Raw genomic sequence first — 16,783 nt, 5'->3', positions numbered from 1 at the left:
CCTACCCGCGGCAAGGGAATACTCCCACCTGATTAGGTCCAAAGTCGCGTGCGTTCGCACCTTCTTTCAGCCTGGCCTCAGCGGGGAACAGGCGATTCATGAAAGGAGGTCGCCATGAAGTCGCTTCCCGCTCGCCCGTCGCTCGAGTCCCTCCGAAAGCAGGCAAAGAAACTCACGCGCGACATCGCCGCCGGCGACGCCGCTGCCGTCGCACGTGCGCGCGAGCAGCTGCCTAACGTCGATCTGACGTTGACGCAGCGCAATGCGCAACTAATCATCGCGCGTGAGTACGGCTACGCCGGCTGGCAAGATCTCACCGCTGAAGTGAACAAACGCCTCGGCAACGGCTTGGAGTGGGCAGTAACACAGGCGCGACGCGCGATTCACGACAACGACGTCGAGCACTTGAAGCAATTGTTGGCTGAGTACCCGGCGTTGCTTTCCTGGACTGGCGACGACTCGGATAGCAGCGGTGGCCTGCTGGGAATCGCCACGGGCGCCTACGGCGACGCCTTCGATCCGGAGAGAGAACAGACCTTTACGCGGCCGGCGTGCGCCGAGCTGCTGATCGACGCCGGCGCGGTCGTGACGTCGTCGGTGCCCGACGGACTCGTCGAATCGCGCGCCAGGGGACTATTGCAATTGTTTCGGCGGAGAGGCTTGCTGCCGCAAACGCTCAGATTCTTCTCAGCGTTAGGCGATCTCGACGCGGTTCACGCCTCGCTCGACGAGAACGGGAACGATCTCGCAGTCGTCAATGAGGGGTTCATGACCGCGTGCCACTTCGGGCACGAAGCGGCCGCCTCCGTTCTGCTCGACCGAGCCATCGCACTCGATCCCGCGCTCGGAAAACACGTCGATGGAAGCGTGGGGCGCTCCGCCTTCGTCAGGTACCTCATTGGAAATCGAACGCTCGCCTTCATGCACGCCACACCGAGCGGCCCGTGGCAGGCCTTTCTCATGGATCAGGTCACGCGCGCGCTGCAGGATGGCGACCTGACGGCGTTCGTCAGTTGGTTGCAACGCGAACCGTGGCTGCTTGGCGAAGCGCACGTGCCGTTTCAGGCGGGGTTGATAGAGCGGGCCACGATACGGGATCGCGCCGAATTCATCGTTGCTTTGCTCGATCTCGATCCCGCCTTACGACGGCGCCGGCCGCCGCCTCCGTCTGGAGCAATCGAGTTCGCCGTCACATACGCGAAGCTGCACCTCATTCCGCTCCTCACGCGCATCTGGCCACTGCCCGACGACCTGCCACACGCGGCAGCCATGGGAAACATCGCGCGCGTGAAGCATTGGTTCGACGAGTCAGGCGCGCCGGCGCTGGGCAATCTCGACAATCACTTTCCCTACAACACGCACACCGCGATCGACTACCAGTGGAGCGCGTCGCGTACCCAGTCGATTCTCGACACGGCGCTCGCCTGGTCCGTCATCAACCGCCACTTCGACGTCGCGGACTTTCTGCTCGCGCACGGCGCGGACATCAACACCAGATGGGGCTCCCACGAGCCGGCGAGCATCCTGCACGAGTTGGTCGGACAGGTCGGGACTGGCGAGAATCCCGCGAACTACGAGTCGATGCAATTTCTCATCGACCGCGGCATCGACCTGACCATCGAGGACTATCGCTGGAACAGTACCGCGCGGGGTTGGGCGCTGTACGCCGCCAAGGACGAGAAGATGGCGAAATGGTTGGCGGAGGCGGAACAGCAGCGACAACATGCTCCTAGTCGTTAGGCGACTTCACCCTCTTCCTCTCTCGTTGGATACAATTGGCCTCGCTATGACACTCGATCGTCGTGAGCTTCTCAAAGAAGTGAGCGGCATGGCCGCGTCGCTGGCATTCGCGAAGCTTCGCCCAGCGTCTGCTCTGGGAATTACGGTGACGCCTAACGCCGGTCTGCCCCGAAAGCAGGACTTCGACCTTGCGGACGGTTTCACGTACCTCAACGCCGCGTACACGCATCCGATCCCTCGGCCAGCCGCCGACGCCGCGCGCGCGTATCTCGCGCAACGCAACAAGTTCGCGATGCCACGGCCCGGATCCGGTGGCGGCTCGGGTGAAGGCTTCAATGCCAAAACGCTCTTCGCGGAACTGATCAACGCGAAGACATCCGAGATCGCGTACGTTCCCAGCACCAGTGCGGGCGAGAATCTCGTTGTCAGCGCGCTCGGACTCGATCGGCCGACTGACTTCAATGTCGTCAGCGACTGGCTTCACTTCGACGGCGCGCTCGTTCATCTCCTCGAGCTGAAGCGCGGCGGACTCGATGTCCGCATCGTGAAACCGACGACCGATTTTCGCATCAATATCGACGATCTCGCGCGTGTGATCGACCGCAAGACGAAGCTCGTCGAGCTGTCGTCCACCGCAATGTACAACGGCTTCCAGCACGACCTCAAAGCGGTCTGCGAGCTCGCGCATTCGCATGGCGCTTATGTCTACGCGGACATCATTCACACTGCAGGAGCGGAGCCGTTCGACGTAAAAGCGAGCGGTGTCGATTTCGCCGCGTGCTCCAGCTTCAAGTGGCTCATGGCAGACTATGGGCTTGGCTTTCTCTATGCGCGCGACGATCTGCTCGAGCGAATCCGACGTCCGCAGATCGGCTACTATCAGGCCGCGGACATGACCGGTCACGAGCCGCCGTTCGACATCGCGGGCGAGTCCGAACCCGTGTCGTGGACGTTCAAGCACGATGCGACCGGCCACTTCGAGACGGGCTCCATCGGCGGTGCCCTCGGCGCGGGTCTCGCCGCTTCACTCGCCTACGTGAAAGAGCTCGGCGTCGCCAACATCCAGGCGTATCGCAAGCCGATGATCCAGAAACTCCGAGCCGAAGTCCCGCGGCGCGGTTTCACGTGCGTCACACCACCGGGATCCACAGCGAGCATCATTACGTTTGCGCGCAAGGGACTCGCGGCGAGTGACGTGCCTGACAAGCTCGCCAGAGCGCGCGTCGACGTACGAGTCGCCGACAACTGGATGCGCGTGTCGCCGTCGATCTACAACGACATGGACGACGTCGACCGCCTGCTGGAGGCACTAGCGTGATCTGCTTCGCCCAACGAATGCCGCCAGGTGCTCGCCGGTCAGCGTCGATCTCGCCGCCACCAGGTCAGCGGGCGTGCCCTCGAACACGATCCGCCCGCCATCGTGGCCCGCGCCCGGTCCGAGGTCGATGATCCAGTCGGCGTGCGCCATCACCGCCTGGTGATGCTCTATCACGATGACCGATTTGCCGGAGTCGACGAGCCGATCGAGGAGCGCGAGCAACTGCTCGATGTCCGCCAGGTGCAAACCGGTGGTCAACTCGTCGAGCACGTAGACGCCGCCCTCCGCACCCATGTGCGTCGCGAGCTTGAGCCGCTGGCGCTCGCCACCCGAGAGCGTGGTGAGCGGTTGACCAAGTCGCAGGTAACCGAGTCCGACGTCGGCCATACGCTCGAGGATAACCTGCGCGGCTGGCGTCCGCGCGTCACCGTTGCCAAAAAAGCCTAACGCGTCATCGACCGCGAGGTCGAGCACCTCGGCGATATTGAGATCACCAAGCCGGTATTCGAGAACAGATGCAAGAAAACGCCGACCCTCGCACTCCTCGCAAACGGTAGTCACACCAGCCATCATCCCGAGGTCGACGTAGATCACCCCGGCGCCGTTGCAGGTTTGACAGGCGCCCTCGGAGTTGGCGCTGAACAGCGCCGGCTTCACTCCGTTCGCCTTCGCGAACGCCTTGCGGATTGGCTCGAGCAGATCGGTGTACGTCGCCGGGTTACTGCGCCGCGATCCACGGATCGGTGTCTGGTCGACCGACACAACTCCGTCGCCGCCGCTCACCGAGCCGTGGATCAATGAGCTCTTGCCCGATCCAGCGACGCCCGTGACCACCACCAGCACGCCTAACGGGATGTCGACGTCGACGTTCTTCAAATTGTGAGTGCGGGCGCCGCGCACTTTTATTGCGCCGGTTGGTTTTCGCACTGACTGCTTCAGCGTCGCGCGGTCATTCAGGTGTCGCCCGGTGAGCGTGCCGCTCGCGCGCAGCTTGTCAACGTTGCCCTCGAAGACGACCTCGCCGCCGGCGGAGCCTGCGCCCGGTCCGAGGTCGATCACATGATCGGCGATCGCGATGACTTCCGGTTTGTGTTCGACCACGAGGACGCTGTTGCCCTTGTCGCGCAGCCGCAGCAACAAATCGTTCATCCGCTGGATGTCGTGCGGATGCAGCCCGATCGTCGGCTCGTCGAAGACGTACGTCACGTCGGTAAGCGACGAACCGAGGTGGCGGATCATCTTCGTGCGCTGCGCCTCACCGCCCGATATCGTGCCGGACGGCCGGTCGAGGCTGAGGTAGCCCAGCCCGATCTCCACGAAGGAGTCGAGCGTATGCGAAAGTGTCGCCAGCAACGGCGCGACGGACGGCTCGTCCAAGCCATGCACCCACTCGGCGAGATCGTTGATCTGCATCGCGCATGCGTCGGCGATACTGATCTTCTTGATCTTCGACGAACGCGCGGCCTCGTTGAGCCGAGTGCCGCCGCACTCGGGACAGGTGGTGAAGGTGACCGCGCGTTCTACAAAGGCACGGATGTGCGGCTGCATCGCCTCGACGTCCTTCGACAGGAACGACTTCTGGATCCGCCGGACCAGTCCCTCGTAAGTGAGGTTTATGTTCTGGAGCTTGACCTTTCTCGGTTTGCTGTAAAGAAAGTCGTCGCGCTCCTTCTTCGTGTATTTACGAATTGGTTTGTCGGGGTCGAGGCCCGCGGCTGCGAAGATGCGTACCTGCCAGCCGTCCGTGGTGTAGCCGGGGATCGTGAGCGCGCCCTCGTTGAGCGACTTCTTATCATCGAACAGTTGTGACGGGTCGATGTCGTTGACGGAGCCCATCCCCTCGCATCGCGGGCACATGCCGCCGAGGTAGACGATGTCGCGAACAACGATGCGTTCACCCCTGCCCTTGTCGACGTTCATCGCGCCGCTTGCCTTGCGCGTTGGGACGTTGAACGAGAACGCGGTCGCGGGTCCGATGCGTGGCTTGCCGATCCGGCTCCACAACACGCGCAGCATCGCGTTGGCGTCGGTCACCGTGCCGACCGTCGAGCGGGCGTTCGCGCCCATTCGCTCCTGATCGACGATGATCGCCGTCGTTAGGCCTTCGAGGACGTCGACGTCGGGACGCGACAGCGTCGGCATGAAGCCCTGCAGGAACGCGCTGTACGTCTCGTTGATCAGCCGCTGCGACTCGGCCGCGATGGTGCTGAACACCAGCGACGACTTGCCCGATCCCGAAACGCCGGTGAACACAGTCAGCCGCCGCTTGGGAATCTCGATGCTGACGTCCTTCAGGTTGTTCTCGCGGGCGCCCTGGACGCGGATCAGGTCGTGGCTGTCCGCGGCGTGCTGGCTAGAGGCAGTGTTCGCAATCATGTCATCGATCGTCGAAATTCCCATAACGAGACCCCAAAATCATCCATTCAGGTGATGTCGCCGGATGCCTCGTGATGCCATACTCACGCACCGTCGTTCGAAACCCACAAGCCCGAGAGCCACAATGAGCCGTACCATCAGATTGGTCACCGGCGCCCTCGTCATCGCGAGCGCTGTCGTCGTCACTGGCGCCGTTGCCGAGGCATCGGTGCGGTCCACGAGAACGTCGGTCGGTCCGGACCCGGAGCACGCGCGCCTCATTGCGATGTGCGATACCTGGGATGTGGAGCTGACGTTCTGGTTTCGGCCTGGCGGCCCCGCCGTCGTGAGCAAAGGCGTTTCGACGATCCGGCCTCTGTTCGATGGTCTGTTCATCGAAGAGAAGATCGAGGGCGCGCTGAACGGTGCCCCGTTCACGACGCTCGCATGGACGGGGTTCAACACCGGCACTCATCAGTACGAAGCCACACGCATCGCCAGCACGAACACCAGCCGGATTGCCGAAGCCGGCGCGTGGGATGAGCAAGCGCGCCATTTCGAGCTGAAGGCGTCGTACCAGCTGGCCGGCGACACGTGGACGCAGCGCACGGTCATCGAGCCGACGTCGGCGAACTCGATGGTCGCAACCAGCTTTCTGAGTTTCGGGAAGGTGCCGGAGTGGAAAGCAGTGGAGATCCGGTACACGAGGAGGCCGAAGTAGAGGCCGCCCGGCACGGTCGATGCCTCGCATGATCGGCTCCGTACGTCCTTTCCATCATGCAATCGAGGCCTTGCCTATATGAAGTACAACGATCTCGTAGCCGTTGCAGCGCTGATGGTGCTCGGCAGCACGATCGCAAACGCGCAGGGACGCGGCAAAGACCGCGGCAAAGACCGCGACGACGAGCATCACAATCCTCCCGCCCAACGGCAAGTGTCGCCGCAGGAGCAGCAACGGCGCATCGCCGAAGAGCAGAAGCGTCAGACGGATTATCAACGGTCGCTCGACGCCCAGGTGCGCGCGGCGCAGGCGCGAACAGCGCAGATCCAGGCGCAGCAGCGTACGCGCGCGCAACTCGAGGCGCACGAACGCTACGTGCAGGAATTGCAGCAACAGCAGGAGCAACTGCGGAGGCAGCGCGACTACGCACACGATCCGTACGTAACCGCGGCGCCTGCCTACCGCTACCGCTTCAACGGCGTAGCGCGCGAGACGAATCAGTACGGAGCCGACGCATTGCGCGCCGCCGTCAATAACGGATACCGGGTCGGCTATCAGCAGGGTCAGGCCGATCGCTCCGACGGAGTCTCGTCGAACTACCGGCGGTCGTTCGCCTATCAGGATGCCAATTACGGCTACAACGGCAGCTACATTGCGCAGAGCGACTACAACTACTACTTCCGCCAAGGCTTCAGCCGCGGCTATTCCGACGGGTACGGCAGCCGATTGCGGTACGGTGCGTTATCGAATGGTTCGGCCTCGATCCTCAGCAACATTCTGTCAGGAATTCTCGGGCTGACGACGATCCATTGAACGCGAGCGTCGACCACGTCTCTGTTTGCCGGATGCCGCAATTGGCCACGTCCCGCCTCATCGACACAAGCCTTGCGGCGTCCACGTCGGCTCCATCGTGGTCGGTGGCTTCAACGCATCCTAAGCTACGAGCTGGATCGCTTCCCCTTTGTTTAACTGCTGACAACACTGACTGATCGGCCTCGCATTCCCGAAGCGCCTGCAGTCTAATGTCGCGCGCTTGCAATGTAAGGTGTACGGCGGCATCGCCCGAGGCCGAGCACGCGGCAGGGACCCCCAATCCGCGCCTGACCGCGATCGGACGTGGTGGCAGGGGAGCCGACGCCGACGTGCGCGGGCCATATTGCGATTCGGTGGAGCGCGGGAGAGTTCTCTCACCACGGGGACAGCCTCGCCGAGACTGTGCCTCGGTCAGCGGACAGGAAGATCGGCGTTAGGCGTCTACATCAAAGCGCGAAGAACTTCTTTCAGTGAGGCAATCATCGATGCTGCAGAAATTCCCGATGTATGCGTATATCCCCGTGACGAATCTCCATCGGGCGCGCGAATTCTATGAGCAGAAACTCGGCTTCACGCGCGGCCACGAGGTCGCGGGTGGCGTGCACTACGACTTCGGCAACGGCACGGCGTGCTTCATGTACCCTACTCCCAACGCGGGGACGTCGCGCGCGAGCCAGGCATTCTGGGAAGTCGATGATGTCGCGCGCGAGGTCGCCGAGCTGAAAGCGCGCGGTGTGACATTCGAGGAGTACGACATGCCGGGCCTCAGGACGAAGGACAGCATCGCGACCGGAGGCGGCGCGAAGACAGCATGGTTCAAGGACACCGAGGGGAACATCCTCGCCATTGTCGAGAGCACGGCGTAACTGCATAAGAGGCTTCCGAAACCGGGAAGAGATTTTCTCGTATGGCTAACCCATACGAAGTCCCACGGCAAACCGACACGACGGGTATCACATGAAACCCAGCGTCATGCTCACCGTGACGTCTCTCCTCTCAATCCTCTTGTTGTCGCTCCACATTTCCGAGGACATCGTGCTGGGTTTTGCGCCAGGAGGGCTCACGAATCTCTTCGGCATCGCCATCCTCGTCGTCTATCTGTGCGGAACGCTGCTGTTGAGCGACCGGCGATCGGGCCAGGTGATTGTCCTCCTCGGATCGATCGTGGCCGTGGGCATGCCCGTCATCCATATGACAGGAGCGGGCGTCGGCGTCAAAAGGTCCGCCGGAGCCTTCTTCTTCATTTGGACCCTGTACGCACTCGGCGTGACCGGGACCTTTGGCGTCATCCTCTCGGTGCGTGCACTTCGGAGCGCGCGGGCGATTCAATCGCCGGCGGATGTGGGAGTAGAGATACCCAACGCTTGAGTTGCGCCGTCGCCCGGCATTACCGCGCGCTCATTGCCGCGCCGAGTCCTGCCGCGCGCCCCGTCGCCCAGGCCCAAAGGAAGTTGTATCCGCCGACTGGACCAAACGCATCGAGTACTTCACCACAAATGAACAGTCCCACATGACGCCGGCTCTCCATCGTGCGCGGGTCCACTTCGGCGAGACTGACGCCGCCTCCGGTAACCTCCGCCTTTCGGTATCCTTCGTCGCCATTCCAAGGCAGCGCAGTCGCCACTAGGATATCAATGACTCGGCGGCGCTCATCTTTTCGAAGCTCGGCGAGCGACCGCGTTGGGTCGACCTGCGCCAACGTCAGAAGCATCGTGACGAGACGGTCCGGCAGCAACGCTCGCAGCGCTCCCGTCACCGTGCGATTGCCCTGCGGGCGCAGCGCCGCTTCGCATTCGTCGGCGCCGAGCTCCGTCCACTTCACCGTCAGTCGCGCCAACGCAGGCGATTTGGCGCGTGACCGAACCGCGACGTGCGACACGTCGAGTAGCGCCGGCCCGCTGTAGCCCTGATGCGTGAACAGGAAGCCGCCGCTCGCGGTGGCGCTGCGTTTCGCCACGTCATCACGCGCCGATAGCGTGACGCGGAGCGATACGCCGCTGAGCGCGCCGAAGATCGAGCCGGAAGCCGTGATTGGAGTGAGCGCGGCGTACACGGGGTGCATCGTGTGACCCAGCCGCGCCAACTCTCGAAGGCCGAGACCATCGCTCCCCGTGTTCGGCACCGAGAGGCCGCCAGTCGCGACGATGACGGCATCGGCGTCGATTGGCGGCGCGCCGTTGCACTCGACGCGCCAACAATCGTCATGCGTTTCGAACCCGGCGACGAGGGTGTTCATGCGCAGCGTCGCGCCGGCTCGTGCGGCGTACGCGAGAAGTCCATCGCGTACGTCGCGAGCCTTGTTCGATACCGGGAACAGCTTCGCCGATTCCGGTTCCTCGGCGAGCGGCAGGCGAAGCTCGTGTTCGAAGAACGCGATCTGCTCGGCCAACGGCCACGAACGGAGAATCTTCCGGAGCAGATGCGGTGAGGAATCCGTGACGAAGCGAGATTCGTCGACGCGCATCGGGAGCACGTTGCAGCGGCCGCCGCCGCTGATCAGGATCTTCCGGCCGCCGTCGCGAGTGCGCTCGAGGAGCGTGGTCTCGGCGCCGGCCGTGGCGGCAAAAATGGCTGCCATTGAGCCGGCTGCACCCGCGCCGATGACGACGACGCGCCGCGGCGCTTGGGAAGTGCTATCGGGCGGCACGCAAACCGTAGAAACTCACGCTCGTCTCGCCGAACCTCTCGAGCTCCGCGCCCGGTGGCAACGTGTGAGTCGTCGCGTGCTGGGCGACCAGTATCGCGGAGAAGCGGGTCAGCTGCCAACCCTCGATCACGCGGTCCAGCATCCGCGACTCATAGGGCGGGTCCACGAAGGCGACGTCATAGCTGCCTTCGCGGAGCGCGGCGGCAAAGCGGAGCGCGTCTTTCTTGAACACGCGGGTTCGGTCGCGCGCACGGAGCAATACGATGTTCGCCTTGAGCGCATGCAGACTCGATGCGCGCGTCTCGACAAAGTCCGCCGTGGCGGCTCCGCGTGAGAGCGCTTCGAGCCCCAGTGCGCCTGTGCCGGCAAACAGATCCAGGATGCGGGCTCCCGTGAGTACATTCACCAGCCGGTCGAGCATTGCTACACGCACGAGCTCCCCGGTAGGCCGGACGCGGAAATCGTTGGGCGACGTGAGGTCCCATCCCGCGAATTTCCCGCCCACGATCCTCATGACGGATCCTAACTCAGCTTCAGCCTCGACCCACATGACAGTGTCAGACGCGCGCACGATAGTCACCGACGGATTCCGCAGCCTCGGCCTTTCACCGAAGCTGCTCGACGCCCTGAGTGCCCTGGGGTATGAGGAGCCGACGCCGATTCAGCGTGAGGCGATACCGCCGCTGCTCGAAGGACGCGATCTCCTGGGGCAGGCAGCGACGGGTACCGGGAAGACCGCTGCTTTCGCGCTTCCGCTGCTTCAACGCATCCACGACGAGGAGCGCGGCGACGACGAGTCGGGTCGCGCTCGGGCGCTCATCCTCGTACCGACGCGCGAGCTCGCGATGCAGGTCGCCGAGGCGGTGCACAAGTACGGCTATGCGGCATTCGGGACGTGCGTGGTTCCGGTGTATGGCGGCCAGGCTATCCAGCAGCAGCTGCGTGCGCTCAAGCGCGGCGTCGACGTCGTCGTCGCAACGCCGGGACGCGCCCTGGATCACATCTCGCGCCGCACGCTGGAGCTCTCGGACGTCCGTGTCGTCGTGCTTGACGAGGCGGACGAGATGCTCGACATGGGATTCGCGGAGGACCTCGAGGCCATTCTCGAAGCCGTACCGAAGGAGCGGCAGACCGCGTTGCTGTCGGCGACGATCCCGCCGCGCATCGCCGCTCTCGCGGAGCGCCATCTGAACAATCCAGTGCGCGTGACCATCCGAGCTGAGAAGCATGCGGAGGGGGCGGTTCCCCGCGTGCGTCAGACCGCGTACGTCGTGGGACGCCAGCACAAGCTCGCAGCCCTTGGTCGTGTGCTCGACATGGAGGACCCGTCGTCGGCGATCGTTTTCTGCCGCACGCGCGGCGAGGTGGACGAGCTCACGGAGTCGCTTGCGGCCCACGGCTATAGGGCTGCCGCGCTGCACGGCGGCCTGTCGCAGCAGGAACGTGACCGGGTGATGAAGCGCTTTCGCGAGGGGAGCGTCGAACTGCTCGTCGCCACCGACGTCGCCGCGCGCGGTCTGGACATCGAAGGCGTGTCACACGTGGTCAACTACGACGTGCCCTCCTCTCCCGACGCGTATGTCCACCGCATCGGCCGCACGGGCCGCGCAGGGCGCGCAGGCGTCGCGATCACGTTTGCGGAGCCGCGCGAGCATCGCTATCTGGGGAACATCGAGCGCCTCACCAAGCAGAAAATCGAACGAGAGCAGCTTCCCACGATCGTCGACCTGCGCGCGCGCAAGCTGGACCTCACACGCGCCGCCATCGAGCAAGCGATCGAGGCCGGCGAGGTCGAGGACTACCGAGTCGTCGTCGAGACCCTGAGCTCGGAGCACGACGTCGTGGACGTCGCGATGGCAGCGGTGAAGCTGCTGCACGAAGCGGGGGGACGCGGCAAAGCGACGAGCGAAACGGAGATCCCAGCTCCGCAGCATGCGCCAGAGAGAAGGGAACGGGAGGGGCGGGGAGCGCGCGATGTCGAGCCGATCCGGCACAAGAGGAAACGCAAGGAACCGCGCGCAGCACGCCGCCGCTCCGGCGGCGGGGGCGACATCACGCGGCTCTTCATCGGTCTCGGTCGCTCGAGCGGAATGCGCCCGGCGGACATCGTCGGCGCCATCGCCAATGAGGCCGGAGTGAGTCCGGACGGCATCGGTGCGATCGATATAGCGGACAAGTTCTCGATCGTCGAGGTTCCCGACAGCGAAGCCAAGTCGATCATCGCGGCGCTTCGAGGAACGAAGCTACGCGGGAAGAAGGTACTGGTGCGAGAGGATCGCGATTGAGCTGCTATTGTTTGCTAAATGCAGGCACGGGTGCTCGCGAACTCTGTTACCCATCATCCCGGCTGCTCAGTTGCGATTCCAATTGGCGCTGCTCATGTCGTCGGGCAAGGCGGACGCTTACGGCGCCCCCGGCCATCAGGCCACCGGCAGCGATCAGCCCGAGCTTCGCCAGCGCGACGTTCACCAGCCATGGGGCACCGGCAAAGCCGAGATGAGCGACCATCGCCACCGCTACAAGAACACCGATGGCTGCGCCGAGCGCCATCAAGAACTGGCCGATGCCGCGCATCAGTTTATCGCTCCTAAAAGGTGTCGTCAGCCAAACTTTGGAGCAGCCAAACGCAAACGCAACGCGTCAGCGCCGCCGAGGCCCAGCTTTCTGCGTTCTGGGCTGGCATCGTCTCCAACCTCGACGCGGCTCGCCGCATGGCGGCCCAATTCGTCTCGCGGCAGAGCGTCGAGGACGTCGTCAATTCTGGCGCCCTCTCTTCATTGAATCGTTGCAGCAGCCTAAGAAGCGTGCCCCGTTGGTTCCTTGCCATCGTCCGGAACGACGACGGCAAGTACGACGCGCCCGCGCCTGCGGAGCAGCGCGCCAAAGACGACACACAGCAGCTCGATCGGATCCTTCGCTGTCATCTGCCCGACCTGCCGTGGATGCAACGTCAGATCATCCTCGAAACCTTCATCGACGAACGCAAACGGGCCGAGGTCGCGCTACGCCTTGGCATCAGTGTGAACACCTACGACGTCCACCTCCAGGCCGCGCTACGCTCGTTGCGCGCCCAGTTGGCGCACGTCGTCGAACTGTTCACCGACGTCGATCGCCCGCTCTGGTACGATTTCATCGAGGAGCTGAGCGAGCGCCACGAGGCCTCGCGCCTGCGCCGCGCTTCCGCCAAGAAAGGAAAACGTTCCACATTGAAGAGCGACCGGTCCAACTTCGGAGGCGACCGGTCCAACTCTGAACGCGACCGCGGCAATAACTCGCGCGCCGGTGCCGCATAGGTAGCGGTCGCTACCAAATCGTGAGCCGCCCGCGACAAAATAGAGCGCGACCGGAACACTTCGTTAGGCGACGCGCGCAAAACTGAAGGCGACGTCGGCTCAGAGCGAGTGCACCGCGGCAATGTGTGACACGACCGCGCCCATGCATGAGGCGACCGCGATTGCACACGACACGACCGCGGCTTCGCATGACACGACCGCGGCTTCGCATGACACGACCGTGGCTTCGCATGACACGACCGTGGCTTCGCATGACACGACCGTGGCTTCGCATGACACGACCGAGGCTTCGCATGACACGACCGAGGCTTCGCACGACACGACCGTGGCTTCGCACGACACGACCGTGGCTTCATACGACACGAACGCCGTTTCGCTCAACAGAAACGCGCCCGGCTCCCGCCACGCGCCGGTCAGACCGGCGATGCCCGCTCTTGAATCCCGCCCACGTGAGGCGATACTTTACATCACAAAGAGCTTTTGCACTCGTCCGAATGCGGAGGCCGCGAAGGTGTGAGACTCTAAGGTCGGAGTTGATAATGCAGAACTGGATACGACGCATTCGCGGTGCAATCGGGATGGGCTTCACTTGGGGAGCAGCGTGGTCCGGTGCGGGCTTCGTGCTGGCGGTGGTGACTCGCTTCCAGGCCGACGCGCCGTTTCCGCTCATCTTTGGAGTACTCGGTTTCATGGCCGGGGTCATATTCTCCGTGTTCCTCGCGCTGACCGAGCGCCGTCGCAGGTTTGATCAGATGTCGCTTCGGCGCTTTGCGGTGTGGGGTGCCATGGGCGGCCTTCTGCTCTCGGCCCTCTTCGCCAAGGCCGCGTCCCTTGGCTGGGGCGACGTGCTAGCGATCGCCCCTACGTTCGCCCTTGCTTGCGCGGTCTGCGCCTCTGGTTCGCTCGCTGTGGCCAGGCGAGCGGCAAGGCGGGAATTGCCCGACAGCCCTGGGCATGCCGCCGAGGCCGAACTCACCGACCATGAGAAGCGGAAACTGCTTTGAGGCGGCGATTGACATCGGCGCTCGGCAGAAGCAACGCCACGTTAGGCGTCAGGATCGCGATACTGGCCCGCGTCAACTGCGATCGCTCGCATGTAGTCGAGACATGCGGTACAAACCGCCGTCGGGCCAAGCGCCAGCAGTTGCGTGGACAATCGCGGGGCTCGGCACCAGTCGCAGCGAACCCTCTGCCCCGAATGAATGGGTGGCGCCGGTCCGGAAACGAGGCGACGTGCACGGGTGCGAGCACGCCCGCACACGAGACACTGAATTGGCGACGCGAACGCAGGCACGAAGCGGGTGGCGGTTCGACAGAGCACGTTATGCAGGTTCATGACCTGTCCTCCTTCTGTCAGCACCTCGACAAGACGTTCGTTAGCGGGCAGGATCAGCGACGTCCGCCGGGGGCGCGCTCGGTGAGCGTGGGCGTGGGGCCACGCCGAGCGACGCTACTTCAAGAGATGCGCCGTCGACGAGCCCATAGGTTGCCCGCAGATTGACGGCCGCAATTATTTCGATGACCCACGGATCTGGCCGATCTCGCGCCGCTGTCGTCGGCGTCCAGAGCCAATCATGCTCGTTCGCCAAATTCGACGCGTCTCCCTTGCCTGGCTGCACACGGCCGATAAGTCGAATGGTCATGACTTAGAAAGCTGTACTGGCCGGCTACCGCGCCAGTTCTGCTTCAAGTGGAACGCAATCAGAGTGCACGCGCAGCGCACATTTCAATGAATCGCTAGTCAGCAGCAACGTTCGCGTTAGGCGGCGAGGGTCGCGTTTGTCTGTCGCGGAAGAGCGGTGCAGCTGCTACGAAGACTAGGATCATGGCCACCAGGCCCACTAGCAGCAGGCCGGCAAAATGCAGTACGAGCCCCGTCCAGCGGGGAGTCCAGGGACGCGTACTATTCGCGCGTGCCGCAAGTAGAAGGACGGCAACGATTGGGACGAGCACGACCACGGCGAACGCCTGTTCGTAGACGCCCGAATCAACATTGTAGCCATTGGCGGCAACCGCGGCACGCGCCGCGAGGGCGCCATCGACACAGAGTCCGATTGCAAGTACGAGCATCGCAAGGGCGAGGGTGAGATCGAGCTTTGCGACCGTGGGCCGCCGGCGCCACCCCGAAGGCGTTCGCAATTCAATAAACCCCGTGGCCAGCGTCAGCGTTCGTCAGATGGACTCTTCGGGAGCGGGACACGAAGGATGTCAGACGCGGGCGGCTGGTTCGGCGGGCACTCGCGAGAAGTAGTTAGAGTGCGCCCCCTGGTCACATCGTTAGCTGGGCGTGAAAGTCCTGCGAGCCGAGCAAGGACGGGAAACCAGTGGCCGAAGGCGAGAATCATACAGGCGCCGACAAAGCCGATGGCGGCTCCGAACGCCGTCGACATACCGCACTGGCCGTCGATTTCGCGTCGAGCACAATCGCCGAGCCAGCCCCAAAGCGTGGATACGACGGCGAATGTGGTTGCGACGCCGTAGAGTATGAGAAGGTAGCGTTGGCGCGGCGTGAGCGTGTTTGAAATCCTCAACGTCATGAGCGAGTCGTGTCCATCGAACGCCCGAGCTAAGCGGCAACGAAATTCAATAAGAGTTTACGGCGGAGCCGCAAACAATTCAATGGATCCTCTGGCAGCTTCGGCGTTCGTTAGGCAGGCCGCGCATAGAACTCGACATAGCCGCACGTCGGACAGCGATACCCCGTCAGTGGAATCACCTCGTCCGCATGGTACTTGATTCCGCGGAGAAACCGTCGCGGCTCCGGCTCGCCCGGTGCCCAGCATGCTCAGTCCATCAGGCGCTTCACCGACACCAGGGTCTCCGGAGCATCCGACTCCGCGAGCGGCTCCGGAGCGGTGCTCGCAACCGCCCGCCACCACGGATCCACGCCATTCGGCTCGCTCGGTTCGGTGGGCGCGCCGAGCCTCGGCATGATCAACGGCACACCCGCCCCGAGCCGATATACGGTCTCCGCCGGCTCACTCCAGGGGTGAATCGCGAGATTGAACGTTCCCCAGTGAATCGGCAGAAAGTCGCCGCTTCCCAGCAGCTCATACGCTTTCAGTGCGTTGACGGGACCCATGTGGATGTCGCCCCACGACGGGTGATACGCGCCAATCTCCAGGGCGACCATGTCGAATGGGCCGAGGCGCCGCGCGATGTCCGAGTATTCCGGCGTGAGGCCGCTGTCCGCGCCGAAGAAGAAGGAGTGCCTCGCGCCGCGCAGGTGGAACGACGACCAGAGCGTCATGTTGCGGTCCCGGATGCCTCGCCCGGAGAAATGCTGCGCCGGCGCCGCGGTAATCGTTAGGCCCTTCACCTCGGCCGTCTCCCACCAGTCCAACTCCGTGACGCGCTTCGCCGGGACGCCCCAGCGCTCGAGGCGCTCGCCGACTCCGAGCGAGGTGATGAACGGCGTGGCGCCGCGCGTCCTGGCCAACTTGCGAATGGTCGAACTATCGAGATGGTCGTAATGGTCGTGCGACAAGATTATGGCGTCGAGCGGCGGCAGCGCGGCGAGAGCCGCTGGAGGAGGATGAAATCGCTTGGGTCCAGCGAAGGACAGCGGCGAGGCTCGGTCACTCCAAACCGGATCCGTGAGGACGCGCACGCCGTCGATCTCGATGAGCAGAGTCGAATGTCCGAGCCACGTGACGCGAAGGCCGGACGCCGGTCGCTTTGCCCAGAACCCGACTGGGTCGACGAGCGGGAGCGGCGCCGAGGGCACACGCTCTTCGTCGGGACAGAGGAAGTCGCGCATCGTCGGACGCTCGACGCCCGCCTTGAGCCCTGTCGAGACGGGGTACGTATTGCGAAACACTCGGCCGTCGAAGCGCGGGGACGCCCGCAGTCGCTCGCGGCGAAGACCGTTCGTTGGAGCCCGATGTGACTTCATG

The 16,783-nt window shown here is 63.8% G+C and carries 16 protein-coding genes; 9 read left to right on the top strand and 7 right to left on the bottom strand.

Annotated features, from left to right (window positions below; translation table 11 throughout):
* Positions 1–114 precede the first annotated feature (114 nt).
* Positions 115–1,740 (top strand): hypothetical protein, encoded by a 1,626-nt coding sequence (locus VGH98_19040; protein ID HEY2378079.1) that lies wholly within the window; start codon positions 115–117, stop codon positions 1,738–1,740.
* 46 nt (positions 1,741–1,786) lie between these two features.
* Positions 1,787–3,058: an aminotransferase class V-fold PLP-dependent enzyme gene (locus tag VGH98_19035; GenBank protein ID HEY2378078.1), complete on the top strand. Its 1,272-nt coding sequence runs from the start codon at positions 1,787–1,789 to the stop codon at positions 3,056–3,058.
* Here the strand turns inward: VGH98_19035 and VGH98_19030 are convergent.
* The gene (locus tag VGH98_19030) at positions 3,050–5,458 is read right to left on the bottom strand and encodes an excinuclease ABC subunit UvrA (protein HEY2378077.1); all 2,409 of its coding nucleotides are present in this window, start codon (positions 5,456–5,458) and stop codon (positions 3,050–3,052) included. The genes VGH98_19035 and VGH98_19030 overlap by 9 nt on opposite strands.
* Before the next feature lie 100 nt (positions 5,459–5,558).
* On the opposite strand from VGH98_19030, the gene VGH98_19025 reads away from it, so the two are divergent.
* The 4 genes from VGH98_19025 (at position 5,559) to VGH98_19010 (ending at position 8,315) form a co-directional block, all read left to right on the top strand.
* Positions 5,559–6,134 carry a DUF1579 family protein gene (locus VGH98_19025; GenBank protein ID HEY2378076.1) on the top strand — a complete coding sequence of 192 codons (576 nt, stop codon included), beginning with the start codon at positions 5,559–5,561 and terminating at the stop codon, positions 6,132–6,134.
* 78 nt (positions 6,135–6,212) lie between these two features.
* A complete protein-coding gene (locus VGH98_19020; protein HEY2378075.1) occupies positions 6,213–6,947 on the top strand; it encodes a hypothetical protein in 735 nt (244 codons plus the stop codon).
* Between the two features lie 485 nt (positions 6,948–7,432).
* Positions 7,433–7,813 carry a VOC family protein gene (locus tag VGH98_19015; protein ID HEY2378074.1) on the top strand — a complete coding sequence of 127 codons (381 nt, stop codon included), beginning with the start codon at positions 7,433–7,435 and terminating at the stop codon, positions 7,811–7,813.
* Between the two features lie 91 nt (positions 7,814–7,904).
* Positions 7,905–8,315: a hypothetical protein gene (locus VGH98_19010; GenBank protein HEY2378073.1), complete on the top strand. Its 411-nt coding sequence runs from the start codon at positions 7,905–7,907 to the stop codon at positions 8,313–8,315.
* Positions 8,316–8,334: 19 nt separating this feature from the next.
* On the opposite strand, the gene VGH98_19005 is transcribed toward VGH98_19010, so the two are convergent.
* Positions 8,335–9,594, bottom strand: a complete 1,260-nt coding sequence (locus VGH98_19005; protein HEY2378072.1) for an aminoacetone oxidase family FAD-binding enzyme — start codon at positions 9,592–9,594, stop codon at positions 8,335–8,337.
* A complete protein-coding gene (locus VGH98_19000) occupies positions 9,581–10,108 on the bottom strand; it encodes an RsmD family RNA methyltransferase (GenBank protein ID HEY2378071.1) in 528 nt (175 codons plus the stop codon). Before VGH98_19000 ends, VGH98_19005 begins: the two co-directional genes overlap by 14 nt.
* Before the next feature lie 34 nt (positions 10,109–10,142).
* On the opposite strand from VGH98_19000, the gene VGH98_18995 reads away from it, so the two are divergent.
* Complete coding sequence (locus VGH98_18995; protein ID HEY2378070.1) at positions 10,143–11,879, top strand: DEAD/DEAH box helicase; 1,737 nt, start codon at positions 10,143–10,145, stop codon at positions 11,877–11,879.
* A 46-nt stretch (positions 11,880–11,925) separates the two neighbouring features.
* On the opposite strand, the gene VGH98_18990 is transcribed toward VGH98_18995, so the two are convergent.
* Positions 11,926–12,168, bottom strand: coding sequence for a hypothetical protein (locus VGH98_18990; protein ID HEY2378069.1), 243 nt, complete (start codon positions 12,166–12,168; stop codon positions 11,926–11,928).
* 230 nt (positions 12,169–12,398) lie between these two features.
* On the opposite strand from VGH98_18990, the gene VGH98_18985 reads away from it, so the two are divergent.
* Both VGH98_18985 and VGH98_18980 read left to right on the top strand, forming a co-directional pair.
* A complete protein-coding gene (locus tag VGH98_18985) occupies positions 12,399–12,887 on the top strand; it encodes a sigma factor-like helix-turn-helix DNA-binding protein (protein HEY2378068.1) in 489 nt (162 codons plus the stop codon).
* A 539-nt stretch (positions 12,888–13,426) separates the two neighbouring features.
* Positions 13,427–13,891 (top strand): hypothetical protein, encoded by a 465-nt coding sequence (locus VGH98_18980; protein HEY2378067.1) that lies wholly within the window; start codon positions 13,427–13,429, stop codon positions 13,889–13,891.
* Positions 13,892–14,263: 372 nt separating this feature from the next.
* Here VGH98_18980 and VGH98_18975 read toward each other — a convergent pair whose 3' ends face one another.
* From VGH98_18975 to VGH98_18965, 3 genes are all read right to left on the bottom strand, one after another.
* Entirely contained in the window at positions 14,264–14,530 is a 267-nt protein-coding gene (locus VGH98_18975) for a hypothetical protein (GenBank protein ID HEY2378066.1), read from the bottom strand.
* Between the two features lie 94 nt (positions 14,531–14,624).
* A complete protein-coding gene (locus VGH98_18970; GenBank protein ID HEY2378065.1) occupies positions 14,625–15,026 on the bottom strand; it encodes a hypothetical protein in 402 nt (133 codons plus the stop codon).
* Between the two features lie 646 nt (positions 15,027–15,672).
* Entirely contained in the window at positions 15,673–16,782 is a 1,110-nt protein-coding gene (locus tag VGH98_18965) for an MBL fold metallo-hydrolase (protein HEY2378064.1), read from the bottom strand.
* Position 16,783 lies beyond the last annotated feature (1 nt).

This window comes from Gemmatimonadaceae bacterium, from assembly GCA_036496605.1.
In the GTDB taxonomy this organism is placed as follows: Bacteria; Gemmatimonadota; Gemmatimonadetes; order Gemmatimonadales; family Gemmatimonadaceae; genus AG2.
This window is presented reverse-complemented; position numbering and strand designations above follow the sequence as displayed.

Bases quoted from the DNA above. Each gene is read 5' to 3' on its own strand.
- VGH98_19040 (HEY2378079.1), top strand. From the start codon at position 115: ATGAAGTCGCTTCCCGCTCGCCCGTCGCTCGAGTCCCTCCGAAAGCAG.
- VGH98_19035 (HEY2378078.1), top strand. From the start codon at position 1,787: ATGACACTCGATCGTCGTGAGCTTCTCAAAGAAGTGAGCGGCATGGCC.
- VGH98_19030 (HEY2378077.1), bottom strand. From the start codon at position 5,458: ATGGGAATTTCGACGATCGATGACATGATTGCGAACACTGCCTCTAGC.
- VGH98_19025 (HEY2378076.1), top strand. From the start codon at position 5,559: ATGAGCCGTACCATCAGATTGGTCACCGGCGCCCTCGTCATCGCGAGC.
- VGH98_19020 (HEY2378075.1), top strand. From the start codon at position 6,213: ATGAAGTACAACGATCTCGTAGCCGTTGCAGCGCTGATGGTGCTCGGC.
- VGH98_19015 (HEY2378074.1), top strand. From the start codon at position 7,433: ATGCTGCAGAAATTCCCGATGTATGCGTATATCCCCGTGACGAATCTC.
- VGH98_19010 (HEY2378073.1), top strand. From the start codon at position 7,905: ATGAAACCCAGCGTCATGCTCACCGTGACGTCTCTCCTCTCAATCCTC.
- VGH98_19000 (HEY2378071.1), bottom strand. From the start codon at position 10,108: ATGAGGATCGTGGGCGGGAAATTCGCGGGATGGGACCTCACGTCGCCC.
- VGH98_18995 (HEY2378070.1), top strand. From the start codon at position 10,143: ATGACAGTGTCAGACGCGCGCACGATAGTCACCGACGGATTCCGCAGC.
- VGH98_18990 (HEY2378069.1), bottom strand. From the start codon at position 12,168: ATGCGCGGCATCGGCCAGTTCTTGATGGCGCTCGGCGCAGCCATCGGT.
- VGH98_18980 (HEY2378067.1), top strand. From the start codon at position 13,427: ATGCAGAACTGGATACGACGCATTCGCGGTGCAATCGGGATGGGCTTC.
- VGH98_18975 (HEY2378066.1), bottom strand. From the start codon at position 14,530: ATGACCATTCGACTTATCGGCCGTGTGCAGCCAGGCAAGGGAGACGCG.
- VGH98_18965 (HEY2378064.1), bottom strand. From the start codon at position 16,782: ATGAAGTCACATCGGGCTCCAACGAACGGTCTTCGCCGCGAGCGACTG.